The organism is Microbulbifer agarilyticus (assembly GCF_020171345.1).
Lineage (GTDB): Bacteria > Pseudomonadota > Gammaproteobacteria > Pseudomonadales > Cellvibrionaceae > Microbulbifer > Microbulbifer agarilyticus_D.
The window spans coordinates 484,061-506,919 of record NZ_JAIUZM010000002.1 but is presented as its reverse complement, the minus strand read 5'-3'; the positions used below and the strand labels follow the sequence as shown (position 1 = coordinate 506,919).

Below are 22,859 nucleotides of genomic sequence, written 5' to 3'. Positions count from 1 at the left end.
TAATTGCTTTAATACGGACGCCGACAACAACCGGTGAAGACGCCATACACCCAGTCTACCTAGACAGATCTACATCAAAATATTTTGATATAGTTGTTTTTGATAAATCGCAATTTCCCTCCACATCTCACACGTGGGGGCATGTAATCGTCGGGAAAACCTGAGATATTCACTTCGTCCTATACCAATAAAATCAACGCATCATAGGTCCTGCATGGATATTTCGGCCGCCCTGTACACGCTGATTATTTACAAAGCACTACTGCTGTTAATCGGCTTCTGGTCACAGAAACGCACCACCAATACCAAGGACTATTTCCTCGGTGGGCGCAATCTTGGGCCGGTTGTTGCCGCCATCAGCTACGGCGCCAGCAGCGCCTCAGCATGGACATTACTCGGCATGAGCGGCGTCGCCTTTGTACTGGGCGTTTCCGCGATATGGATCGCCGCTGGTGCTGTCTTGGGCTGCATTTTCAGCTGGATATGGATCGCGCCCCGCTTGATGCGCTACACCCGCGAGAAAGATCAGATCACCCTTACAAGCTTTCTTGCGGAAGATCAGCGTACCGATAAAGCCGACACACATCAGGGTGTTCGCATCGTGGCTTCACTGGTGATATTGCTTTCGTTCGTGGTCTACATTGCTGCCCAATTCCAGGGGGCCGCCACCACGTTTTCTTCCGCATTCGACATGCCGCTTATCGAAAGTCTGATACTCGGTGCCGTGATCATCACCATTTACACCTACCTGGGTGGCTTCTGGGCGGCCAGTATCACCGACACCGTGCAAGGTGGGCTGATGCTGTTTGCAGCGGTATTGCTACCCACCGTTGCATTTATGAATATCGGCGGCTGGGAGGCGATCCGTGAATCCTCGCTGTTCACCCCGAAAGCATGGTCATTGACTGGAAAGAATGTCGGGCTTTCCGCGTTTGGATTTATCGCCGGCAGTCTGGCTATCGGCATCGGCACGCTGGGGCAGCCGCACCTCCTGCATCGCTTTATGGCTCTCAGAGATGCGCGCGCACTTAAGCAGGCGCGGGTGATATCAATCAGCTGGTTTTCCATCGTATTTCTGAGCATGTTCAGCCTGGGCCTTATGGGCAAGATATTGCTGCCCGACCTGCAAGACCCGGAAACACTGTTCTTCGAGCTTTCCTCTTTACTCCTGAATCCGTTGGTAGCCGCGGTATTACTCGCTGCAGTGCTGTCCGCCATTATGTCTACTGCCGATAGCATGCTACTCGTAGTAGCCTCAACAATTTCTTACGACCTCCGGTTGCAACGGCTTATGCCACAACGGGCGCTACTGGTATCACGCCTGTCTATGCTGGCCGTCACCGTCGTCGCCGTACTGATCGCGCTCTTCTTGCCTGCCACGATTTTCGAGCGTGTGCTGTTCGCGTGGATCGCAATTGGCTCCGCGTTTGGCCCCACCATTTTGGCCCGGCTGGCGGGGATGCAACTCGCGCCTGCCAGCGTGATACGCTCCATTGCCACAGGCTTCATACTTGCAGTGGTTCTGTCACTTTTCCCGAACACCACCGGCGACTGGGCGGAGCGCTTGATCCCGTTTACCGCGGCCACGCTGGTACTTTTATTCCCTTTCTTCGTTATGGGGTTGTCCGTACGCGTTAACCGTAAACAAGCAATTGAGTAACGCGTTAATGGACCAAAAATGCCCGCCAGACACTCCCCCATTCCAGGCTTGACGCGAACTCGCCGCTGTCACAAGCACAAAAAAAGCCGCGCAAATGCGCGGCTTTTTTGTGTTCTAACTTTTGTGTTCTAACTTTTGTGTTCTAACTTTTGTGTTCTAACTTTTGTGCTCTAGCTTTTGTGCTCTGACTGTGTTGTCTAAGCTTGGGCGACGCTGTTTGTCGCCCGTTATATCAGACCGGCTCCGTTGACGCCGGCTCCTCCGCCGACGCAGCGACAGCGCGTCGGGTCGGCGCGATCAGCGGTACCGTATCCAAAGCCCACTTGAAGTGTGGGTTCAGGCGGCGCGCAGGCGAAGGAATGGTAAACACCTTTTCTCCTTCATATGGCTTCATCGCCTTGGTATCAATTTTCCAGCCCTTCTCTTCGATATGCTTGCGGCGAATCATTCGCCAGGCGCTCATAAACTTGTCCTGTTCCACCGATACTTCATGTTCGAGAGATTCTGGCAGGTAGTTCGGGGAAAGATCTGCAACAATATCGCCATCCTCGCCAAAGACCCGCTTGGTACGCTTTTTCGCCCCGCCATCGAATATCGGCCACTTGAAGAAGTTGCGCACCTGCACCGCGAATGAGCGTGTGGTGTTTTCATCGATCGGCGTGTTCGCATCAAAGATGATCATCTCCATCCAGGAATTAACCTTGATATGCAAGCGCACACAGTGGCCGGGCAAGTAAAACGCTGGAGTTACATAGGTCGCCGCTTTATCCGCACGGAAAAGTTTGTTTAGACCAAAGTTGCCTTCCAGCTGAGGAGGGTAAAGTACATTATCAGAGGAGCCCCAATACTCGCCGCGATTGACCTTGAGAATTTCATTCTTGTCGGCCATTTCCGGATATCCGAATCCGGGGTGCACAAACGCGGTATGGGCAATATCGATACCATTCTCTACCACCCGATCGACGGAGCCTTCCCAGTTGTACTCTACTTCGACCGGACGCCAATTGGCCTTGTCTTCATACTCTGGGAATTCCGGTATTGGGTAGCGTTCTTCTTCTGGAAGATCACCGAGGAACACCCAAATCATTCCGTAACGTTCTTCTGTGGGATAGGCGTCGATACGCGCGCGTTCTGGGATCGCAGATCCTTCGCCGCGGGATGGGATAAATTGCACCTTACCTTCGGCATCAAACTCCCAGCCATGGTACGGGCAGGCAACACAATCACGCTTGGTGGTCCAACCTTTCGACAGTGAACCCCCGCGGTGGATACAAACATCGCTGAGGCAATTTACCTTGCCGGATTTGTCCCGGAAAAGGACAAAGTTCTGGCCAAGCATTTTCACCCGAACAGGTTTATCTTTTACCGTTTTTGACCACTCCGCCACGTACCAAAGGTTCGTCAACATGATTAGCGCCTCAGTGTGTTATTGATCTCGACATTTTTACGTAATGCTGTTCGTCAACGATCACTTATTTTTCTGATAAAGGTTACGTTTTGTCACGCATTTTTGTGTCAGGCTTCCTGACCTGCATTGAGTAAACTTAAATTGTGCTCACCCAGTTCCGGCAATCGCGTATTTACTAGTGCGGGCTCCTCGAGAAACTTAATTGGCACTCCAAGATGCCGGTTCCCCTGCTCGTCCTCAAAAACCATTTCACGGCTTTTTAAGTGCGGATCGTCCAGCGCCTCATGCAATTGACGTACCGGCGACCAGCAAACATCCAGGCTATCAAACCAGATTTCCCACTCGGCCAGGGTGCGGCGGGAAAACTCAGCTTGCAGATAAGCGATCGCCTCACTCTGCTCACCGGGCGCACGCTTGCAGATTTCTGCGAGCTCAGGACGCCCTAATTTGGCAAACAGGTTTTCAGCAAACTTCACTTCGCTGCCGCCCAGTGTCAAATAGCAGTCATCACTGGTGCGATAAATTCGATACATAGCATTCCCGCCCCAGGAACGCTCATCCTTGACCACCGGAGACCGGCCTTCGGCGAAAACAGGCCCCACCGCATTGGGCAGCCATGCAATCAGGCTGTCCTGCATGGAGATATCCAGATAGTCGCCTTTCCCGGTCTCGCTACGGCGCAGTAACGCCATCAGTATGCCCGATAGCGCCATCAATGACCCGGCAATATCGGCCACAGGCATGGCGGGAGAACACGGCTCACCATTGCTCCCCTCATTGAGGAATACTGTTCCGGATTCTGCCTGGATACTGAGATCATGCGCCGGCTTTAAGCGTTTCTCTCCAGTCTGGCCAAATGCGGAAATCGAGCAATAGACCAGTCGCGGATTGCGGGCGATGAGGGTCTCGTAGTCCAACCCCAAACGGGCCATGGCACCAGGACGGAACCCCTCGACAAACACATCAGCGCTATCGATGAGCGCAAGAAGTTGCGCCTTCTGCTCGGGGTTTTTCAGGTTCAGGCAGACGCTCTTCTTACCGCGATGCGTATTTCTGAACCAAACCGCTTCACCATTTTTACGCAGCCCGATGTTACGGGTTGGTTCGCCACTTAACGGCTCTACCTTGATCACTTCGGCACCGTGATCTGCCATCATCATGGTCAGGTGTGGGCCGGGTAAAAAGAGAGAAAGGTCGACGACGCGGATACCTTGTAACTTCATAGAAAGACTATCTCTTGTCAGTGCCGATACGCGCCCTACTCAGATGACTCGATCCGCGGCCAAACGTGCGACATCTTCCGCTGTGTACCCGAGTCCATCGAGGAGTTCATTGGTGTCTGCGCCTAGTGGCGAGCAACCGGTTCCAGAGGGCCTGTTTCCGTCAAATTTTAACGGGCTTGCCAGCACCCTGAATTGACTATTATCAACATGTCCCACCGGCTGCAGCATCTGGGTTTGCGCCAACCAGGGGTTATCCATGGCCTGGGCAAAGGTGTTTACCGGTGCAATCGGCAACTTGCCGGAAAAACGATCTATCCAATAAGCGTTCGGCTGACTGGTAAACTCGGCGTCGAGTATTTCCGATAGCGCTTCCCGGTGCTGCCTGCGATCAGCCGGTGAGCTAAAGCGGGCGTCCGCCAGCAGGTCCTCTCGGTTCAGGCCTTCCGCCAGGATCTGCCAAAACTTCTCTGTCATCGCCATGACGAAGACCCAACCATCGGCGCTGCGATAAATCTGGCAAGGTACCGCGGAGGGATGGCCCGAGCGTGCGACACGCTCCGTCTCATGGCCTCGGTTCAAATACCAGGTGGCGGGGTATGTCAGTTGGGTAACCGCAACGTCAAACAAGTTGACGTCCACATCGCGCCCCCTACCCCCACGCAAGGTACCCACCAAAGCACCCAACACCGCCATCGCCAGTGTTACGCCGCTCATAAAATCGACCATAGACAGCCCAAAACGCGCGGGCGGCGCCCCCGGCTCACCGGTAAGGTCCATAAAGCCGGCTTCCGCCTGCATCAGATAGTCATAGCCGGGCCAGTTGGCGCGGTCGTTGTCCCTGCCGTAAGCAGACAGGTGCCCGCAGATAATTTCCGGCTTAATAGCCCCCAGGTGATCATAATCCAACCCGAGCTTCGCGGGCTGATCCCCGCGGAGGTTGTTCATTACCACATCCGCACTGCGTACGAGGCGTTCGAAGATTTCGCGCCCCTGTGGACTTTTCAGGTCCAGCGTCAGGCTCTTCTTGCTGCGATTGAAGGTCTGAAAGAAGTCGCTGTCGTTATCACCCAGAAAATACGGACCGGATTTGCGCGCGATATCGCCACCGGTCGCGGGGTTTTCAATCTTGATGACTTCCGCCCCCATGTCCGCCAACTGCATTGAGCCAAACGGACCCGCCCCGTACTGCTCAACAGCAATGACACGGATACCAGACAGGGGTTTTGTCGTTTCCATCAGATGGCCTCACGTGCCGCCAGTTGCTTGGCAATAATGATGCGCTGCATTTCGTTGGTGCCCTCGCCCACACACATCAGCATGGCATCGCGATAATAGCGCTCAATTTCGTACTCGGTGGAGAAGCCATAGCCGCCGAAAATCCGCATCGCTTCCTGTGAACAGAACACCCCCGCTTCGCTGGCAAAATACTTGGCCATACCTGCTTCCAGATCGCAGCGTTGGCCGCTGTCATACATGCGCGCTGCCTGGTCCACCAGCAGCTTGGCCGCCTCAACCTTAGAAGCCATTTCGCCCAATTTCAGCTGAATAGCCTGATGCTTAATGATCGGCTTGCCAAAGGTTTCGCGCTCCTGGGCATAACGCAGCGCTAGCTTCAGTGCCCCCTGTGCGATGCCTGCTCCGCGGGCGGCAACGTTAATGCGCCCAAGTTCAAGACCACCCACTGCAATGTGGAATCCGCGACCTTCCTCACCTCCTACCAGCTGATCGATGGGAACACGAAAGTCTTCGAACACAACCTCCGCGGTATCAATCGCGCGATAACAGGTCTTCTTGATCTTGTTGATGGTGATACCCAGCAGCAAATTACCTTCATCATCCTTGGTGCGGATGACCAGCATGGACATGCCTCGATGACGTGGCTCGGCATCGGGATCGGTTTTTACCAGCAATGCAAGGCAGTTACCGTTGAGCGCATTGGTGATCCACATTTTGCTGCCGTTCACCACATACTCGTCACCCTCGCGACGCGCCACGCAGCGGATGGATTGCAAATCCGTACCGGCGTTAGGCTCAGTCAGTGCAATACCGCCACGCAGCGTACCCTCGGCCATCAGTGGCAAATACTGCTGCTTTTGCTCTTCGGTACCGAAACGCTCAATTGCAGCGGCCATAATGAGATGCGAATTAAAGATACCGCCAGGCGCCATCCAGGCTGCGGAAATTTTCTGCACGATCCGTGCGTAGGTCGATGCCGACAACGAAAGTCCGCCGAACTCTTCACCAATGGTGGCACCGAACAGGCCGAGCTCCTTCATGGTCTCTACCAATTCGTGCGGATACTCATCGGCCAGGTCTTTTTCCCGTGCAATCGGTGCGACATCATTGGCAACAAATTTATCAATGGTATCGAGGATCGCGGCCTCGTCTTCTGCACTCCAGCTCATCGCCGTCTCCTGAAACTATTCGCACTCAGTAATTTACTTTGTCTTCCATTTCCGCGCCGCGCTTCCAAACCAGCACCTTGCGGACAAAAGAACACACCTCAGTTCCGTCTTGATTGAAACCACGGGTTCGCACGGTAACAATGCCCTGGGTTGGGCGAGACTTGGACGCGCGCTTCTCCAACACTTCCGATTCGGCGTAAAGTGTGTCGCCAACAAACAGTGGTGCAGACATGCGGATATCGTCCCAACCGAGATTGGCAATGGCTTTTTGGCTAATGTCCGTCACGCTCATACCCACCATCAGGGCCACGGTAAATGGACTGCAGACGAGTGGCTTGCCAAACTCGGTACCTGCGGCGTATTCCTTATCGAAATGCGCAGGGTGGGTATTCATGGTCAGCAGCGTAAACCAAGTGTTATCGGTTTCGGTGATGGTGCGACCTGGACGGTGTTCATAGGTATCACCCACGGTAAAGTCGTCAAAGAAACGTCCAAAAGTTTCCCGGTACCGATTTTCACCAACCTGTTTTACTTCTCCAGCCATAGCTATTTTCCTACTGCGATTCAGACTAATTCTTTATCCGCGTCTGATCGGGCGATCAAACGACGAGCACTATCAACGATGGGCTGATCAACCATGCGGCCATCGACAACGACCGCGCCACCATTCGCCTGCTCAAAGGCATCTAGCATTTTCCGGGCAGTTGCAAGCGCTTCCTCAGAAGGCGCAAAAGCCCGATGAATGGGATCAATTTGTGCGGGATGAATTGCCGCTTTACCGGAGAACCCCAATGCGGAGACCCGGCGAGTTTCCTGTTCCAATCCCGCAGAATCCTGCACACTTAGAAAGGGAACATCGATGGTCGGCAAGCCGTGGGAAGCCGCCGTCACAACAATCTGCGAACGCGCCCACAACAAAGGCTCCCAGGAAAACTCAGCACCTATTTGAGCGGCAAAATCGGCACCACCAAACATGACCGCATCCAATTTGGATTCCTGACAAATTGCATCCAACGACAGCAGGCCGGAGGCACTTTCAATCAATGCGATCCAACGCGCATCTCCGCCAAGCAAGCTGTTGGCTTGGGATATATCATGTTGCGTTTCGGTCTTCGCCAGCATTAAGCGCGCAGGCAGCCGGCTCTGTGACAGGGCTGCCAGATCGTCCTTGCCTGCCTCTGTCCCTACCGCATTAATGCGAACACACAGGCGTGCCAAAAGCGCCGCGTCACAGCTAGCCAAAAAGGTGCATACTGCTGCGCGCGCATCCGCCTTGTTTGCAACCGGTACGGCATCCTCAAGATCGATACAGACGACATCCGCAGAACTGGCGAGCGCCTTTTCAAATCTCTCCGGACGATTGCCCGGTACGAACAGGAGGCTGCGAACATCAAACATTAGAAACGCTCCCAGCCACGCAGTGGTTCACGGATTTGATTGGCTGGCACCTGTGCAGCAAACGTATCGGCAATAGTCGCCCGGGTCGCAAACCAGACGCCGTCTTGGGCACGGGCATACTTCAGGAATCCATCGAGTGCGCCAATACGCCCGGGCCGCCCGATAATGCGCAAATGCAGTCCCAGCGACATCATGCGGGTTTGCTCTGCACCCTCCTGCAACAAGGTATCCAGCGTACGGCAGGCATAGTCGAGCCAGGCATCTGGCGTGAGTGATGGTGCCGTCCAGAATTTCATATCGTTGGAATCAATGGCATAGGGCAATACCAACATCGGGTCGTCAGAGCCCTGCACCGGCGCCCAGAAAGGCGCGTCGGCACTGTAGTCGTCCATGTGGTAATCGAAGCCCTCTTCCTGCAGCAGGCGACGGGTGTTGTCTGTGTGCAGGTAGCGGCTCAGCCAACCGCGGGGGCGCTGTCCGGTAGTCTCGGAGATGGACCTAATGGCATCGCGGATAAAGGTTCTCTCCTCATCCTCGGCCATGGCAAACTGATGCTGCCAGCGGTAACCGTGGCTACAGACTTCGTGCGCACCATCGCGAATAAATTGAGCAATCTGCGGCGCCCGTTCAAGGGCAACCGCAGCCGCACAGAAGGTTGCCGGCACCTGGTAGCGCTCCAGCAACGTCTGTATGCGCGGCCAACCCTCGCGAATGCCGTACTCGTAATTACTTTCATTGGCGTGGGCACGAATGGGCTTACGCGGGGCAACCCCCAGCTCATCAACGGGCTCTGGGCCGCGGTCCCCATCGAGCAGCGTGCTCTCTGAGCCTTCCTCAACGTTAACAACAATCGACAGTGCCAGCCGCGCATTGTCCGGCCACGCTACTTGCTTGCTCATACCCGATAATCTCTCACAAGCGGATCAGTGATATTCCTCACCGCCGGAGACATTCATTGCCTCCCCGGTGATATAGGAAGCTTCGTCGGAGCACAGGAACGCGCACGCTTTAGCGATATCTTCCTGCAACCCCGGGCGCCCCAGCGGGATACGCGCACGCATATCTTCCATATAGCGGTCGTGCCCTTTCCCGGTCACTTCGGAAAAGTGCGCGTTTTGCCAGGCACCGAGGCCGGTGGTCACATGGTTTGGGCAGATGGTATTTACCGTAATTCCCTCGGGACCCAGCTCCTGTGCTGCAGAACGCGTGAGCCCGACCATTCCATGTTTTGATGCGGTATAGGCAGCGGCATGGGCAAAGCCGGATTTGGAGGCCTGGCTGCCGATGTTGATGATTCGACCACCCCGTCCCTGTCGTAACATGACTTCTGCAGCGTACTTGATACCGAGAAAGGTACCGCGCAGATTGACGCCCAGTACGGCGTCCCACTTGTCTACGGCCATTTCAACGATGGGTTCCATCAGGTAGCCAATGCCGGCGTTGTTGACCCAGATATCCAGACTGCCGAAATGCCCCAGGGCAAATTCCGCTGCGGACTGCACTTCCTGAGGCTCCAGCACGTTGCAGGAAAAGGTGGCAATTTCGCCGCCGGCATCGCGAATTTCACAGGCGATTTCTTCCATTTCCGCCGTGGTACCAACCGCGTTTTCCGGCAGGTTCTCGCCCTGCCCGCGGCCGATATCCGTCAGCACCACTTTGACGCCTTCCGCTGCCAGGCGCCGCGCCATCGCTTCGCCCAACCCCTTGCGGCGGCCGGCTCCCGTAATCACGGCAACCTTGCCGTTCAGCTCCGGATATTTGCCCAATGCTTCCATCTGCCACGCTCTCCGTTGTCGTTGATCAAATAGCTTCGGTCAAAATGAACTGCGGGTTGTCGGCAAACTGCTGGAACTCCGCCGCAACGCGCTGCATCGTCTCGCTGGATACATCCGCGCCCAACTTTTCCATATCGTTTACTTCGAGCAGTTCAACGTATTGGTATGGGGAGGACGCGTCAGACCCGAGCAGGCCGGTGCTACGCAGTACAGAAAATTGATTGACCGATGCCAAATCGCGCACCGTGGGCAAATCGGTAGTGTTAGCCCACTGCTCGTAATCGGACGGATTAACACCGGGTTTGAGGTTGAACAGCACAACGATCATGGTAGCCATGGCAGGCGCTCCGACGGTTAAGTGAATGTCACCAACATCCTATTCTTGAGATATTGTTATGTCAATATAACATTTGGTGCGCCAACTCCGCCTGCAGCAAGGTATTTCAAGCCGCTAAAGAGTCGCCTTTTGGCACCGAAAAACTCAAATAAGGAACCACCGCACCCGCGAACAAACACACTCGAAGGCACGGCAAAAGAGAAATCAGGCTTTCGCAGCCAGGCCCTCAGCAAACTTCTGGTAGGCCACCGCCATTTCCTGCAAGGTCTCACTGATCGCATCCACGGCGTTGACCTTCTGCCACCAGGCGGAAAGCGCGGGAAACGCTGCGAGCGGTGCATCCACCCCCACTACCGGGGACAACTCCTCCAGGTAGCGCATGGTGGGCGCCAACGCCAAATCCCCCAGATTCAGCGCGCGCGCACTGCCAAAGTCGGCCATCAAGCGCTCACCTTTCGCCAGCTCGGCGTGGAGACCTTTTGCCATTTCATCTCGATCGACATCGCCGCCGGCCATCACTGCTCGAAACAGCGGGAACAAGGCATTTACCGCCAGATGCAGGTCTGCATAGCGCGCCAGCATACGCATTTGCGCGCGCTCGAGCGGCGATTCAGGGAGCAGCGCACTGCCACCGCTTACCGGTGTTTCCGCGAGAAATTCCATAATCGCCCAGCTCTCGGCAATCGCCTCCCCGCTTCCCAGCTCAAGAACCGGCAACTTGCCCAGAGGAAACCGCTCGTAAAACGCCTCGGTGCGCAGTGGCACGGGCGACGGCAACACCTCAACAGGCAGGTTATCCAACCGCACCTGCATGCGAACACGGGTGGCGTAAGGAGAGTGCGGGAGACTGTAGAGCTTCATGGGTGCGAGCTTCATGGGTGACTTCCTCGATTGGCGCCTTACTGGATTTAATAAATGAGGTGCAAGCCATAAGCTGCGTTTGCCAGCAGCCCCAGCCAAATTAGATAGACAAATGGTCGGCAGGAGGCGATAGAACCATGAATGGTCTGATTGACAGAATCACTGCTATCACCGGCCATCAGCTTGCCCCACGCAGCGCCGAACGCCACCAGACGCATACGTATCAACAAGCCACACAGCACCAGCAAGGCAAAAATACCCAGCTTGATCGCCAGCCAATCCGCCGCAAGAATGAAATTGGTTGCCAGTGCGTAGCCCGCGAGCCCCAGCAAGCCCACGATCAACACGACACGCAGATAGAAGTCGAGACGGGTCAACACGGGGATAAAGGGTTTGCCGTGGGCGAAATGCAGGGTTGCCACCAGTGCAAACCACGCAATACACAGCCCCCAAGATAGCCACAGCCAGAATGGTGCCACCGCCCACTGCCCGGACATGTACGCCAACTGCAAACCAAGCGGCAGGATCAGCGGCATACAGAAGCGCGGCCCCTGGTCGCATCCCATCATGATGGTAAGCGCCGTACTGCGCGCCTGCGGGGAAAGATCCGACCGGGTGACGTAGCGACTTGCGTAAAAAGTGCCCAGATCACCACCAAGCCAATAAACAAAGCACAGATTGTGCAGCAACTTTACAAACAGATAAGCACTCATAGGGATAGCTTCTTATTGGTTTCCCCTCACCATACCGCAAGAAAACCCCCGCGCATTGCTATAAGTCAAAACCCAGGGGCCGGTGGATTGCTACCATGGCCCGATATGACGCCGTAAGACGAACTATGAGCCCTTGGCGCCCATCACAGGGTAACCGTCATCACTCAACCACACTGCAGGTATTCGCTATGGAAACCACAACGAAAACAGCCAAAGAAATCTACCTGGAAGTGAAAGCCAACCCCGCTCGCAAACGCTTTGGTTTCGGCCGCAAGGCCGCACTCGTGAATGTGGACCCACAAAAGGCCTATACGCGTACCGACCTGTTCAAAACCGCGTACGAGACCGACCCCAACCAGATGCATTACACCAATGAACTGGCCAAAAGCTTCCGCGCCAAAGGCTGGCCGGTCATCTGGACCCATGTGGCTTATATGGAGTCCGGTGAAGATGCCGGCATCTGGGGTACGCGCACCGACACCCCGGACTCCCTGCAAAATATCAAATTCGACTCCACCCGCACCGAGTTCGACGATCGGCTGGAGATAGACCGCCTGCGCGATGTCATTTACTGCAAGAAAATGCCCAGCGCCTTTTTTGAAACCCAGCTGCAATCCCTGCTGGTGTGGCATCAGGTGGACACCGTGATCATTACCGGCGGCTCCACTTCCGGTTGCATCCGCGCGACGGCGGTAGACAGCCTTTCCCGCGGTTATCGCACCATCGTTCCGGAAGAGTGTGTCGCGGACAAGCACGAGAGTTACCACTTCGCCAACCTCACCGATTTGTCGCTCAAGTATGCCGATGTGGTGGATGTAGCAGAGGTGTTCCAGTGGCTGGAAAACGGCAACAACGAATAAGCAATATCGAGACTGACCATGCGATCCGACCCCGGCTTCTACGACTACTGGCCCTACCTCGAAAGACCCAAGCTGCGCTGGCCGAATGGAGCGCGCGTGGCGTTCTGGGTAGCACCAAATATTGAGTTTTATGAGCTAAACCCGCCGGCAAACCCACACCGCAAAGCGTGGCCGCAACCCAGTCCTGCAGTGCCGGGATACAGCATCCGTGATTATGGCAACCGGGTCGGCCATATGCGGCAGATGGCCCTGCTGGACAAATACGGCATTCGCGGCTCCATTTCGTTGTCTACCGCACTGTGCGATCACCATCCGGAAATCATCGATCTCTGCCGCGAGCGCAACTGGGAGTTCTTCAGCCACGGGATTTACAACACCCGCTATACATACGGCATGTCCAGCGAACAGGAACGGGACATGATTCGCGATTCAATGGAAACGATTCATCGGCACACCGGCCAGAAGTGCGCCGGATACCTGGCCCCGGCGCTGTCGCATTCGGAAGAGACTCTCGACCTGTTCGCGGAAACCGGCACAGAGCTGTTTGGCGATAAAGGTGGCTTTTACACCTGCGACCTGTTCCACGATGACCAGCCCACACCAATCAACTTGCGCAGCGGCAAGCGCTTCGTGTCCGTACCCTATTCGCTGGAAATGAACGACACCATTGCCTACGTGGTCAACAAAGTGGAACCCCGCCGCTACGGGCAGATGCTGCGAGATAATTTTGACCGCCTTTACCAGGAGGGCGCAGAGAGCGGCACCGTGATGTGCATTCCCACGCACAACTACCAGGTAAGCTGCCCCCACCGCCTGCGCGCGTTTGAAGAGGCGCTCGAATACATCACCGGCCACTCCGACGTTTGGGTAACCACTGGCCGCGAAATTGCCGAATACTACCTGCAGAATTATTACGACACCGCGCGGGCAGACATCCAAGCAAAAAATGCTTCCGCGGCTCAGGAGGTACAGCCATGAGCGAGAAATCAGCCATGAGCGAAAAAAAGGCCATGAGTGATACAAAAGCCCTGCCTCCAGAGCACCTCCAATACCCCCAGCGTCACTACGGCATGGACCACGACCTCTACTCCTGGGAAATGCTGACCAATCGCAAGCCGGTACACTGGCAACAGGGAAAACTGGCCCTGTGGGTCAACGTCAGCCTGCAGTTTTTTCCGCTCAATCAACGCGGCCTGCCATTTCCACCGGCCGGGGGCATGACCATGCCCTACCCCGACCTGCGCCACTTTTCTCTGCGAGACTATGGCAACCGGGTCGGCATCTACCGCATTCTGCGCGCACTGGATAAATACAACATCAAGCCGACGTTTGCCGTGAACGGCGAACTTGTACAGCGTGCGCCATACCTGCTTCACCTGCTGCGCGAACGCGGTGACGAACTGATTGCCCACGGCTGGAATATGGACAGCCCCCACTACGGCGGGCAATCGAAAGGCGTGGAAAAAGAATTGATCTCCCGCACTCTGGGCTCCCTGCGCAAAGCCAGTGGTCAGGAGGTTCGCGGCTGGCTGAGCCCCGGCAAAGTGCACAGCGAAAACACCCCCACCCTGCTAGCAGAACAGGGCGTTGAGTATTTTTGTGACTGGGTAAACGACGACATGCCCTACCGCTTCAACACCAACAGCGGTGCGCTGTGGGCGATGCCTCTTTCGACAGAACTGGAAGACCAGTTCATATTGCGTAACAACCTGCACTCCGAAACCTCCTACGCGGAACAGATAGAAGATGCGTGCCGTTTTCTACTTTCTGAAGCGCAAACCCTGGGTGGCCGCATTTTGGCTCTCAACATCCACCCATGGATGCTGGGGCAACCTCATCGAATTGCGTATCTTGAGCGTGCATTCGAATTTATTACCGCACAACCGGGCGTGTTTAGCGCACCGGCACATACTCTTCTGCAGCAATGTGAACAGGCGATGGTGGAGCCGGCGTAAGCGCCGGCTGCCATTTGATATAAAATGATATATCATTAGCGCTTTTCGCCGGGCAGAAGGTCTCGATGCTATGGATGCCATCAATACGCTTTTCAGCAAGCAGCAATTAGAATCGCTGTCGGAAGAGTCGCATTCCCCCCTGTATTTCCAGCTTTACACGCTGCTGAAGAATGCCATTTTAAATGGAACCCTTGAGCACGGTGACCAAATGCCTACGGAACTGCAGTTGGCGGAATCCTTCAGCGTATCCCGCATTACCGCCAAGCGCGCGATGGACGAGCTGGCAGCAGAGAGCCTCGTAGAACGCCGGCGCGGTAAAGGCACGCACGTCATTTATGAATATCAGCAACAGCCCGTAAAGGCCCCACTGGTAGGCATGCTGCAAGAAATCGAAAGCATGGCGCGGCACTCCGAGGTTGAGGTGCGCAGCTGCGAGTTTCTGCAGCCCTCCGCCGAAATTCGCGAGGAGCTGGGTCTGGAAACCGGTGACACGGCGCTGCTCCTGGAACGCACCCGCTCTCGTGATGGAGCGCCCTTTGGTTACTACGTCAGCTGGACTGCCGGCCTGGAACGCAAAGTAACGGCCAAACAGTTTGAGAAAACTCCGCGACTCGAGGTGTTCCGCAAGCAGGGCCTGGAAATTTCTCACGTAACCCAGACCCTGAGCGCCGAAGCCGCCACGCAGGAAAGCGCGCGCGAACTGGCAACCACCGTCGGCGCGCCACTGCTTAGCCTGACACGCCGCTCCTACGCAAAAGTGAATGGCCAGGAACAGCTGGTGGATCTGATGCACGTGCTTTACCACCCCGACCGCTTCCAGTACCAGATGGATCTGAAAGCAGACGAGCTCTGATTCCGGCAAGAAATTTGTTTAGCGGGCTATGGCTGCATGAATAGGCCTCATGAATGGGCCTCATGAATAGGCTTCAGGCATAGCCCCAAATTACCGCACCCGGCCACTGCCCGCTGAAGTCTTGTAACTGTACCTGCCACTCCTTACTACCCTGCACCCAGCGGTACTCCCGCAGCAGGCCATCGCGCAGCAGGTATTCGGAACCATTGTCATACTGGCCACCGGAATAGCGATAACGCTCAACCGGCTCGCTGCTAACCCCTACCGTCTCCCCTACCGATTCCCGCCCCAAGTAGTCCAACCGACGACTGGAGACATCCGGCATAAACAGATTGTCTCGCTGCCCCGGGTCCTGAATCCACGGCACTAGGATTTCCCCGCGCCCGCCAGCGGCGGCAAGTCCGGTAAGGAGCTGACCTGCGAAAATCCGCATGAGGGGGAAGAAATGCATTTCAGCCGCAGAAAAGCTTTGCGCTGGTGAGCCCGGGCGGCGAAAACGATAGCGCGCGTTACTGGGCTTACCTTGATTACTGGGGTCGCACCGGTAGGTCGCTACTGCGAGTGGTACATCGCCATCCTCACACCATTTCAGCAGCCCCCGCATACCGCCGGATTTTTCGATCCTTACGCAGGCGCTTATGCGCAAAGACAGGGATGGCACCTCGCGCACGCTGGAGATTTCATAGCCGCTACCAGACTGTCGCAGCTGCCATGTCTCCGCGAGTGGTACCGGGTTGCCGTCGCATTGATATTCATAGCGCCCGGTTGCCAGAGGAGGAAAAGTGTCGTTCGGTATCATTCCGCCGTGTCCGCAGCCACTTGTAGCAAGTGATCCGTGGACTGATGCGCACGATCACGCAACAGATGCGTATTGGAGGAAAGCATTTTGTTGACCGCAGCGCGCGGGTGCAGTGCCGCCACCGTCAACTCCCCCTGTTGGCGCGTCATAATCGGCTTGTTGATGTTGCCGTCGAAGTGACGCTCACGCCACGGTTCCAACAGGGTAAACTCCCGCTCCAGGCTGGCCACAAGCCCACCATCGGTACCGGGCATTGCCGCAACCAGACAGATGCGGTTTTCCGCAGCCCGCGCGGCCATTAGCAGTGGTAAGTTTTCGTCTTTTCTGCTGCCGCGACTCGCTCGCAGCGAGGGCACCGCCAATACGCAGTGCGCACCCTTGAGCGCCGCCATACGGGATAGCTCTGGGTAGAAACAATCTTCCCCAACCAAAAGTGCAACCCGCGCCCAGGGCAAGTCAAACACCTGTAACACACTGCCCGCCGGCGCCAGTCCCATAGCACAACGATGCAATTGCGGCTGCACCAGCCTACGCCCGCTTTCATCGAGCAGAATGCCGACGTGGTGCCAGCCGTGCACACCTTCTTCGATCACACTTGTACAGATAGCGATGCGCTTTTTACGGCTTACCTCGGCCAAGCGCTCTTCTGCCAAGCGGCACATTTGCATGGTGCGCGCCCAATCTTGTGCGGGATCCACAACCGGGAAACACGCCGGCAATACCGCGAGCGCGACATTTTCCGGCAGATCCACAACCAGCTCCTCGGCGCGCCCTATCGCCTCGACACCAATACCCTGCGGGCTTATCAATGCGACTTTTACCTCTTCCTCAGCCTCACTCGAAGGCGTCAACGCACTCTGCTTGAGCCCCTCATACAGCGAAGACTGACGGCGGGCAAGCGCGCCCATGCTCAACCGCAGCCGGGCATCTCGGTCAGGCAGCTCGGCCATCACCACTTGCTCAACGCCCCGTTTGCCCTCAACCACTGGGCGCCCATCCACGCCGACGACCTGGCTTTCGCCCGCGCCATACAGTAATGACTCGGGAATCGATGTCATTGCACTAACCTGCGCCAGCTCCTGTTCCGGCACCAGCGGCCCAACCTTGTTCGCCGCCACCATAAATAGCCGGTTCTCCGCGGCACGCGCCCGCACATGCAGGCTCGCCTCATCAAACGCAAAGGAATTCAGGGAATTGCACAACAGATCGGCCCCGGCCAACGCCAGACGCCTAGAAGGCTCGAAGCTGATGCCATCGCGACAGGCGATAAACCCGATTCTTCCGAGCTCCGTATCCACGAGCCCCGCCGCCCGGGTCGCGGGTGTGAAGAAGTCGTTCTCATGCCCCATTAGGCTCTGCTTGTCTGCCTCCCCGAGCAGATCACCATTTGGCCCATAGAACAGCGAGGTCACGGTGATGACCGGTTTCTCTCCCTTCTTGTACTGACGCCGCAACGATACGTTGATCAGCACATAGCTCTTGTGCATTTGTGCGCGCGCCGCTATGGCCCGCAGGAACATGCCATCCAGGTCCAACGCGCACTCCCAGGCCTGGTCCAGATCACGATACCAAGAGATCCGGTTACAGAACTCCGGCAACACCATCAGCTTGGCCCCATCCGCAGCCGCGCGATCAATCATGCGGATACAGGTGGCTAGGTTTTCATCAACTTCCGTTCCGGTAGCAAATTGCAGTGCGGCGACCTTAGGCATAGTTCCCCCGGCATGGCTATTTCCCGGCAAAGTTATACTCCACCGGGACACTGGATAAATTCCTCTTTTGAGCCAATTGTACTATTGATATAACTTTATTACACTACCCCTCTAGACCGACCCAGTTAGACCGACCCAGTTAGACCGACTTAGCCGCAACCGCTGGCATAAGCTACCGGGCTATTTAGAGGCGTTCTCTATCTGACCACAGAGGCAACGTGTGCCGGCCACATTTACCCCGTAGCCATGTACACTCATGGACGGTCTCGTAATAAAAATGAAAACAGCTGGGAAAATCCGTCAACAGCGAGGCGCTGCACAATGGATACAAACAACCTGACCCCAAACAACCAAGCATCGAGATCCTGGCTTGGTGCCCAATTGGCAGCCGGCATTTCCCGCGGCAACTTTGCCACCTACCTGTTCGCCGTATTTATTTCCTCCGGGTATGCGGGAGCCCTTGCGGTGTTACAGCCCGGGCTACTCCATGTAATGGGCATTGCCCAGGACACTCAGGCGATGGTGACCGGTTACCTCAGTGCCATGCAGGAACTTGTTTTTATTCTGCTGCTTGGCTCTGCCGGAGCACTGTCCGATCGTATCGGCCGCCGGCCGGTCTACGTGTTCGGTCTCGCCCTGACCGGTATTGGCTTTGTCCTCTACCCGCACGCCAGCTCGATTACACAGCTGTTCGCCTACCGTATGCTGGTCGCGGTTGGTAGCGCCGCGATGATCGGAATGATGGTGACGGTGGTTGCCGACTACGCGAGCGAATCTTCCCGCGGTCGCGCCAATGGCCTGCAAGCCCTGGCCGCGACACTGGGCGCCTTTATCCCCCCTATTCTCGCCAGCCTTCCGCAAGTATTTAGTGGTCGCGGCATGGATGAACTGGCAGCGCAGCAACTGACATTTGCCGTAGGCGGCGCCCTGGGAATTGTCGCCGCGGTTGTGGCGCTGTTCGGGCTGGCACCGAGAGTTATTCAGACCGCCTCTGCGGCCAGAGAATCACTCGCACAGACACTGCTGGGCGGCCTCAAGGCGGCGCGGGATCCGCAAACCGCCCTGTCCTATGGTGCGGCTTTTATTTCCCGCGGCGACCTTGCGGTAACCGGAGCCTTTATCTCCCTTTGGCTGGTGCAATACGGCACGCGCGAACTCGGCATGACCGCTAGTGAGGCGATGTTTCAACTGGCAGTGCCGCGGGTACTGGCAACCGTCGCCGGTGCCCTGCTGGGTTCGGTGATTATGGGGCGCATTGCAGACCGCACTTCGCGCGTAAACGCTGTCGCCCTGGCATCCGGGCTCGCCGCGATTGTGTACAGCGCGGTATTCCTGATCCAGGATCCGACCGCCAACTGGGTGATCGGTCTGCTATTTGTGATGGGTATTGCTGAAATCAGTGCATTCGTCAGCAGTCAGGCGCTGGTGGGCCAGCAGGCACCGGAAGCCTACCGCGGTGCGACTATCGGCTTCTTCGGCGTTGCCGGTGCATTTGGTATTTTACTCGGCACCTCTGGCGGCGGTGTTCTGTTCGCAAAAGTTTCACCCAGCGCGCCCTTCGTGCTGTTCGGATTCCTCAATTTTGCCGTTTGTATCTGGAGTATTTGGCTCAGCAAGCGGCTAACTCGTCAAACCACAACACCTGAGTCGTCGACCGTCTCTGCCGTTGCAACCAGCCAATAGAGAACTATTGATATGGAAAACACTGAAAATCTGACAGAAGAATTTTTCACTCATCTCGCCGGCGATACAAATATCGACACCAGCGAAATCTTTGACGCGGTAATGACCACCCGCGACAAAATTTGGGAAAAAATACAAAGCAGCCTGTCACTGAAAGAAGACCTCCGTTGCGCGGACCTGCACAGCTTCGACAACCTGAAGGGTGAACACATTGGCCGCATGCGCACCTTCACCGGCGACCAATCCCCGGTGGACTGGATCATTCACTCCAATATCGGCACACCGCAGAATACATTTACCAATATTCATCTGACAATCTATCTGGACGACTCCGTGGATGTGCCGCACCTGGGCATGGCGTTTGGCACCCTGCCCGATGCATTTTTCTATATCGACCCGATGCCGCGCTACGAGCCATTGAGCTACCCCGAGCACCTGCGGGAATACCTTGCTCCCCTGAATGACATTTACATGAGCCTGCAGGCAGAAATTTTCGAGGCCGGCGTAAAACCGTTTAATGCCGCAATGCCATTTATCCGCGGTTCCCTGTCGCCTGTGGCACTGGCCGGTATCGTTCCACTGGACTTCTACCGCGAAAAGGTGGAGCCGAAAATTTTCGCTTACGTAGATCATTGGCTAAAGCTGGTTCACGAAGCAAAGGCTGTACAGGATGCAGAAACACGCGCGCAACTGAAACAGCGCGACGAATTGATCCGCCGCAATATCGTGCACCTTGACCCTGCGAACCCCATCGCTGAGCGCTTGGTCGGCAAGCCACTGGCGGATCGCCTGGTACGTATTCTGTGTGCCGAAGAGCGCAGCGAGTAACTCTCCAGGCGAAGAGCAAGAGGCAAGCATGTCGGATTCATTGAGGCAGTTACTGACCGGAGATCAGGTACTTTCCGTACCCGGCATCTATGATGGCCTGAGCGCCCGACTGGTGGAACAAGCCGGATTCAAGGCGGCCTTCCTGTCCGGGGCATGCTTGTCTTTCGCCCGTTTCGGCCGTCCGGATATGGGCATTGTCAGCGCCGCCGAGGTGGCAGAATCAGTAGCGGTGATTCGCGAACGCACGCCCATGCCGCTGATCGTGGATATCGATACCGGTTTTGGCAATGCGTTGAATGTACAGCGTACCGTGACGACCTTTGAGCGCGCCGGCGCCTCTGCGCTGCAAATGGAAGATCAGCTGATGCCCAAGCGCTGCGGCCATATGCGTGGTAAGCAGGTCATTAGCCGTCAGGAAATGGTGGGCAAGATTCACGCGGCGCTGGACGCGCGGCACAGTGACGAGACATTGATCTTTGCCCGTACCGATGCGCTTGGGGTCAATGGGTTTGACGATGCGCTGGAGCGTGCGGAGCACTACCTAGAGGCAGGTGCCGATGCGATTTTTGTTGAAGCGCCGGCAAACCTCGAACAAATGCAGATTATTGGCGAGCGTTTGGGCAGCCGGACGCCCCTTATCCATAACCTGGTTGAGGGTGGCCAATCCCCTGTCCAGTCGGCGGATGAACTGCAAGCACTGAACTACCGCATCGCCCTGTTCCCCGCGTCACTGCTCCACCTGTTCATTCCTGCAGCACAGAAATTGCTGGCGCAGCTCGCTCAAAGTGGCCACCTCAACGAACTGCGCAATCAGATGATCGACCTGGCCACAGTGAACGACCTGCTCGGCGCCGACGAGCTGCTGGCGGCGGGCAAAAAATATCAATACGAATAAAAAAACGGTACGCAATTATGAGCCGTGACTACTCGCTTCCGGAACTTGCAAACTACATCGACGGTGCATTTTCCACACCGGCTATCGACCGCGAGCGCAGCTTGCACGACGCCAATACGGACAAACCCATTCAGGGACGCCGCAACTCGAACCGGGAACAGATTCAGGCCGCACTTGCCACCACCGACCGCATTTACCAGGCAGGCACCTGGGAAGACACGCCTGCTGAGGAGCGCGCAGAGCACCTGGAAGCGATGGCGGTAGAACTGAGCGGTGCGGAATACGCAGAAACCATCAGTACGGCCGACAGCCTCACATCGGGCGCGATTGTACGCACCACCCGAAAAATGGCCAAGATGCTGCCGTTCGTATTCCGCGGCGCGGCTGCTTATCTGCGCGAAGGACATCTGGACAAACAAGTACCCGGCCCGCGCGGCCCGGTAGACTATCTGCGCCGCCCCTGGGGCCCCGCACTGCTGATTGCTCCATGGAATGGCCCAACCGCGATCGGCTCTCACAAAGTGGCGAGTGCCCTCGCCGCGGGTGCGCCGTGTATTCTCAAACCTTCCGAATTTACGCCGCACTCGGCCATCATGATGGCGCGCGCCGCAGACCGGGCGGGGCTGCCCAAGGGCGTATTTCAGCTGACGCTGGGTGATCGCACTGTCGGCGCACAGCTAGTAGAGGATCCGCGCATCAAAGCCGTCTCATTTACGGGCGGACTTGCCGGCGGGCGCGCGATCGCGCGCGCATGCGCAGACGACTTCGTGCCTACGCAATTGGAACTCGGCGGCAACAACCAGCTCGTTGTATTTGCCGATGCCGACTTGGACCTCGCCGCTACCGGCATTGTGTATGGGATGACCAATCTCAATGGACAGTGGTGCCGCGCGCTTGGACGCCTTCTGGTACACGAATCGGTGAAAGATCGCCTGCTGGATAAGGTTATGAGCCAGCTGGCGAATGTTCGTATCGGCCACTCCCTCGATGAGGAAAGTGATATGGGGCCGCTGGTACACCGCGGTCACTTTGAGCAGGTGCAATCGGACATCGAGCGTTTGCGGAGTTGCGGTGGGGAGATACTGACGGCGACTCCACTACCACAGCTGGAAGGTAACTTTATTGCCCCGACCCTGATCGATGGTTGTCGCCCCGAGGATACCCGCGAGGAAATTTTTGGCCCCGTTGCCACGATTCACACGTTCCGTGATGACAACGAAGCACTCGCCCTGGCCAACGGCACCGACCTTGGTCTTGCCGGCTATGTATATAGTGAGAACGAAGAAAAGGCCTTTGCATTTGCCCGCAAGATGCGTACGGGTGGAGTAAAGATCAATGGCTACAGCTTGCTGAGTATCGGTGAAGGAACGCCGCGCGGAGCCTGGGGACTGTCAGGGCTTGGTGAAGAGGGACATGGCCAATCCATTGAATTCTTTACCGGAGCCCGGGTAGTTGGTCTTTCTCCGCAGGATCCACTGGGTGGGCGCTAATGCG

22 protein-coding genes are annotated in these 22,859 nt (G+C 56.4%); 9 read left to right on the top strand and 13 right to left on the bottom strand.

Annotated elements, in window-relative coordinates:
- Positions 1-214: 214 nt before the first annotated feature.
- Positions 215-1,660: a sodium/proline symporter gene (locus tag LCM31_RS09305; protein WP_224869421.1), complete on the top strand. Its 1,446-nt coding sequence runs from the start codon at positions 215-217 to the stop codon at positions 1,658-1,660.
- 232 nt (positions 1,661-1,892) lie between these two features.
- Here the strand turns inward: LCM31_RS09305 and LCM31_RS09300 are convergent, their stop codons facing one another.
- From LCM31_RS09300 to LCM31_RS09250, 11 genes are all read right to left on the bottom strand, one after another.
- Positions 1,893-3,068, bottom strand: a complete 1,176-nt coding sequence (locus tag LCM31_RS09300; protein WP_224869419.1) for an aromatic ring-hydroxylating dioxygenase subunit alpha — start codon at positions 3,066-3,068, stop codon at positions 1,893-1,895.
- Between the two features lie 107 nt (positions 3,069-3,175).
- A complete protein-coding gene (locus tag LCM31_RS09295) occupies positions 3,176-4,291 on the bottom strand; it encodes a CaiB/BaiF CoA transferase family protein (protein WP_224869417.1) in 1,116 nt (371 codons plus the stop codon).
- 39 nt (positions 4,292-4,330) lie between these two features.
- Positions 4,331-5,527 (bottom strand): CaiB/BaiF CoA transferase family protein, encoded by a 1,197-nt coding sequence (locus tag LCM31_RS09290; RefSeq protein WP_224869415.1) that lies wholly within the window; start codon positions 5,525-5,527, stop codon positions 4,331-4,333.
- The gene (locus LCM31_RS09285) at positions 5,527-6,696 is read right to left on the bottom strand and encodes an acyl-CoA dehydrogenase family protein (RefSeq protein WP_224869413.1); all 1,170 of its coding nucleotides are present in this window, start codon (positions 6,694-6,696) and stop codon (positions 5,527-5,529) included. The genes LCM31_RS09290 and LCM31_RS09285 overlap by 1 nt, the downstream gene beginning before the upstream one ends.
- A 25-nt stretch (positions 6,697-6,721) precedes the next feature.
- A complete protein-coding gene (locus LCM31_RS09280) occupies positions 6,722-7,240 on the bottom strand; it encodes a MaoC family dehydratase (protein ID WP_010130715.1) in 519 nt (172 codons plus the stop codon).
- Positions 7,241-7,260: 20 nt separating this feature from the next.
- The gene (locus LCM31_RS09275) at positions 7,261-8,094 is read right to left on the bottom strand and encodes an HpcH/HpaI aldolase/citrate lyase family protein (protein ID WP_224869411.1); all 834 of its coding nucleotides are present in this window, start codon (positions 8,092-8,094) and stop codon (positions 7,261-7,263) included.
- Positions 8,094-8,993, bottom strand: coding sequence for a polysaccharide deacetylase family protein (locus LCM31_RS09270; protein ID WP_224869409.1), 900 nt, complete (start codon positions 8,991-8,993; stop codon positions 8,094-8,096). Before LCM31_RS09270 ends, LCM31_RS09275 begins: the two co-directional genes overlap by 1 nt.
- Positions 8,994-9,017: 24 nt before the next feature.
- A complete protein-coding gene (locus LCM31_RS09265; RefSeq protein ID WP_224869408.1) occupies positions 9,018-9,869 on the bottom strand; it encodes an SDR family NAD(P)-dependent oxidoreductase in 852 nt (283 codons plus the stop codon).
- Between the two features lie 25 nt (positions 9,870-9,894).
- Positions 9,895-10,206 (bottom strand): REDY-like protein HapK, encoded by a 312-nt coding sequence (locus LCM31_RS09260; RefSeq protein ID WP_224869406.1) that lies wholly within the window; start codon positions 10,204-10,206, stop codon positions 9,895-9,897.
- Positions 10,207-10,410: 204 nt separating this feature from the next.
- Positions 10,411-11,082, bottom strand: coding sequence for a glutathione S-transferase family protein (locus LCM31_RS09255; protein ID WP_224869404.1), 672 nt, complete (start codon positions 11,080-11,082; stop codon positions 10,411-10,413).
- Between the two features lie 32 nt (positions 11,083-11,114).
- Complete coding sequence (locus LCM31_RS09250) at positions 11,115-11,780, bottom strand: hypothetical protein (RefSeq protein ID WP_224869401.1); 666 nt, start codon at positions 11,778-11,780, stop codon at positions 11,115-11,117.
- 188 nt (positions 11,781-11,968) lie between these two features.
- Between LCM31_RS09250 and LCM31_RS09245 the strand changes: the two genes are divergently transcribed.
- The 4 genes from LCM31_RS09245 to LCM31_RS09230 all read left to right on the top strand — a co-directional run bounded on the left by LCM31_RS09245 (position 11,969) and on the right by LCM31_RS09230 (position 15,448).
- Entirely contained in the window at positions 11,969-12,640 is a 672-nt protein-coding gene (locus LCM31_RS09245) for an isochorismatase family protein (protein WP_224869399.1), read from the top strand.
- 18 nt (positions 12,641-12,658) lie between these two features.
- The gene (locus LCM31_RS09240; RefSeq protein ID WP_224869397.1) at positions 12,659-13,618 is read left to right on the top strand and encodes a polysaccharide deacetylase family protein; all 960 of its coding nucleotides are present in this window, start codon (positions 12,659-12,661) and stop codon (positions 13,616-13,618) included.
- Positions 13,615-14,595: a polysaccharide deacetylase family protein gene (locus tag LCM31_RS09235; RefSeq protein WP_224869395.1), complete on the top strand. Its 981-nt coding sequence runs from the start codon at positions 13,615-13,617 to the stop codon at positions 14,593-14,595. Before LCM31_RS09240 ends, LCM31_RS09235 begins: the two co-directional genes overlap by 4 nt.
- Before the next feature lie 70 nt (positions 14,596-14,665).
- Positions 14,666-15,448 (top strand): GntR family transcriptional regulator, encoded by a 783-nt coding sequence (locus LCM31_RS09230; RefSeq protein ID WP_224869394.1) that lies wholly within the window; start codon positions 14,666-14,668, stop codon positions 15,446-15,448.
- 73 nt (positions 15,449-15,521) lie between these two features.
- On the opposite strand, the gene LCM31_RS09225 is transcribed toward LCM31_RS09230, so the two are convergent.
- Both LCM31_RS09225 and LCM31_RS09220 read right to left on the bottom strand, forming a co-directional pair.
- Positions 15,522-16,247: a hypothetical protein gene (locus tag LCM31_RS09225; protein WP_224869392.1), complete on the bottom strand. Its 726-nt coding sequence runs from the start codon at positions 16,245-16,247 to the stop codon at positions 15,522-15,524.
- The gene (locus LCM31_RS09220) at positions 16,244-17,959 is read right to left on the bottom strand and encodes a carbon-nitrogen hydrolase family protein (RefSeq protein WP_224869390.1); all 1,716 of its coding nucleotides are present in this window, start codon (positions 17,957-17,959) and stop codon (positions 16,244-16,246) included. Before LCM31_RS09220 ends, LCM31_RS09225 begins: the two co-directional genes overlap by 4 nt.
- 321 nt (positions 17,960-18,280) lie before the next feature.
- Here LCM31_RS09220 and LCM31_RS09215 point away from each other — a divergent pair, with 321 nt between their 5' ends.
- The 4 genes from LCM31_RS09215 to LCM31_RS09200 are packed head-to-tail and all read left to right on the top strand — an operon-like array spanning position 18,281 to position 22,855.
- On the top strand, positions 18,281-19,642 hold the full coding sequence (locus LCM31_RS09215) for an MFS transporter (protein WP_224869388.1): 1,362 nt from the start codon (positions 18,281-18,283) through the stop codon (positions 19,640-19,642).
- Positions 19,643-19,654: 12 nt separating this feature from the next.
- Positions 19,655-20,470, top strand: coding sequence for a hypothetical protein (locus LCM31_RS09210; protein WP_224869386.1), 816 nt, complete (start codon positions 19,655-19,657; stop codon positions 20,468-20,470).
- A gap of 28 nt (positions 20,471-20,498) precedes the next feature.
- On the top strand, positions 20,499-21,365 hold the full coding sequence (locus LCM31_RS09205; protein WP_224869384.1) for an isocitrate lyase/PEP mutase family protein: 867 nt from the start codon (positions 20,499-20,501) through the stop codon (positions 21,363-21,365).
- A 17-nt stretch (positions 21,366-21,382) separates the two neighbouring features.
- Positions 21,383-22,855 (top strand): aldehyde dehydrogenase family protein, encoded by a 1,473-nt coding sequence (locus LCM31_RS09200; protein ID WP_224869382.1) that lies wholly within the window; start codon positions 21,383-21,385, stop codon positions 22,853-22,855.
- The last annotated feature ends 4 nt before the right edge of the window (positions 22,856-22,859 follow it).

Bases quoted from the DNA above. Each gene is read 5' to 3' on its own strand.
- LCM31_RS09305 (WP_224869421.1), top strand. From the start codon at position 215: ATGGATATTTCGGCCGCCCTGTACACGCTGATTATTTACAAAGCACTA.
- LCM31_RS09300 (WP_224869419.1), bottom strand. From the start codon at position 3,068: ATGTTGACGAACCTTTGGTACGTGGCGGAGTGGTCAAAAACGGTAAAA.
- LCM31_RS09295 (WP_224869417.1), bottom strand. From the start codon at position 4,291: ATGAAGTTACAAGGTATCCGCGTCGTCGACCTTTCTCTCTTTTTACCC.
- LCM31_RS09290 (WP_224869415.1), bottom strand. From the start codon at position 5,527: ATGGAAACGACAAAACCCCTGTCTGGTATCCGTGTCATTGCTGTTGAG.
- LCM31_RS09285 (WP_224869413.1), bottom strand. From the start codon at position 6,696: ATGAGCTGGAGTGCAGAAGACGAGGCCGCGATCCTCGATACCATTGAT.
- LCM31_RS09280 (WP_010130715.1), bottom strand. From the start codon at position 7,240: ATGGCTGGAGAAGTAAAACAGGTTGGTGAAAATCGGTACCGGGAAACT.
- LCM31_RS09275 (WP_224869411.1), bottom strand. From the start codon at position 8,094: ATGTTTGATGTTCGCAGCCTCCTGTTCGTACCGGGCAATCGTCCGGAG.
- LCM31_RS09270 (WP_224869409.1), bottom strand. From the start codon at position 8,993: ATGAGCAAGCAAGTAGCGTGGCCGGACAATGCGCGGCTGGCACTGTCG.
- LCM31_RS09265 (WP_224869408.1), bottom strand. From the start codon at position 9,869: ATGGAAGCATTGGGCAAATATCCGGAGCTGAACGGCAAGGTTGCCGTG.
- LCM31_RS09260 (WP_224869406.1), bottom strand. From the start codon at position 10,206: ATGGCTACCATGATCGTTGTGCTGTTCAACCTCAAACCCGGTGTTAAT.
- LCM31_RS09255 (WP_224869404.1), bottom strand. From the start codon at position 11,082: ATGAAGCTCGCACCCATGAAGCTCTACAGTCTCCCGCACTCTCCTTAC.
- LCM31_RS09250 (WP_224869401.1), bottom strand. From the start codon at position 11,780: ATGAGTGCTTATCTGTTTGTAAAGTTGCTGCACAATCTGTGCTTTGTT.
- LCM31_RS09245 (WP_224869399.1), top strand. From the start codon at position 11,969: ATGGAAACCACAACGAAAACAGCCAAAGAAATCTACCTGGAAGTGAAA.
- LCM31_RS09240 (WP_224869397.1), top strand. From the start codon at position 12,659: ATGCGATCCGACCCCGGCTTCTACGACTACTGGCCCTACCTCGAAAGA.
- LCM31_RS09235 (WP_224869395.1), top strand. From the start codon at position 13,615: ATGAGCGAGAAATCAGCCATGAGCGAAAAAAAGGCCATGAGTGATACA.
- LCM31_RS09230 (WP_224869394.1), top strand. From the start codon at position 14,666: ATGGATGCCATCAATACGCTTTTCAGCAAGCAGCAATTAGAATCGCTG.
- LCM31_RS09225 (WP_224869392.1), bottom strand. From the start codon at position 16,247: ATGATACCGAACGACACTTTTCCTCCTCTGGCAACCGGGCGCTATGAA.
- LCM31_RS09220 (WP_224869390.1), bottom strand. From the start codon at position 17,959: ATGCCTAAGGTCGCCGCACTGCAATTTGCTACCGGAACGGAAGTTGAT.
- LCM31_RS09215 (WP_224869388.1), top strand. From the start codon at position 18,281: ATGGATACAAACAACCTGACCCCAAACAACCAAGCATCGAGATCCTGG.
- LCM31_RS09210 (WP_224869386.1), top strand. From the start codon at position 19,655: ATGGAAAACACTGAAAATCTGACAGAAGAATTTTTCACTCATCTCGCC.
- LCM31_RS09205 (WP_224869384.1), top strand. From the start codon at position 20,499: ATGTCGGATTCATTGAGGCAGTTACTGACCGGAGATCAGGTACTTTCC.
- LCM31_RS09200 (WP_224869382.1), top strand. From the start codon at position 21,383: ATGAGCCGTGACTACTCGCTTCCGGAACTTGCAAACTACATCGACGGT.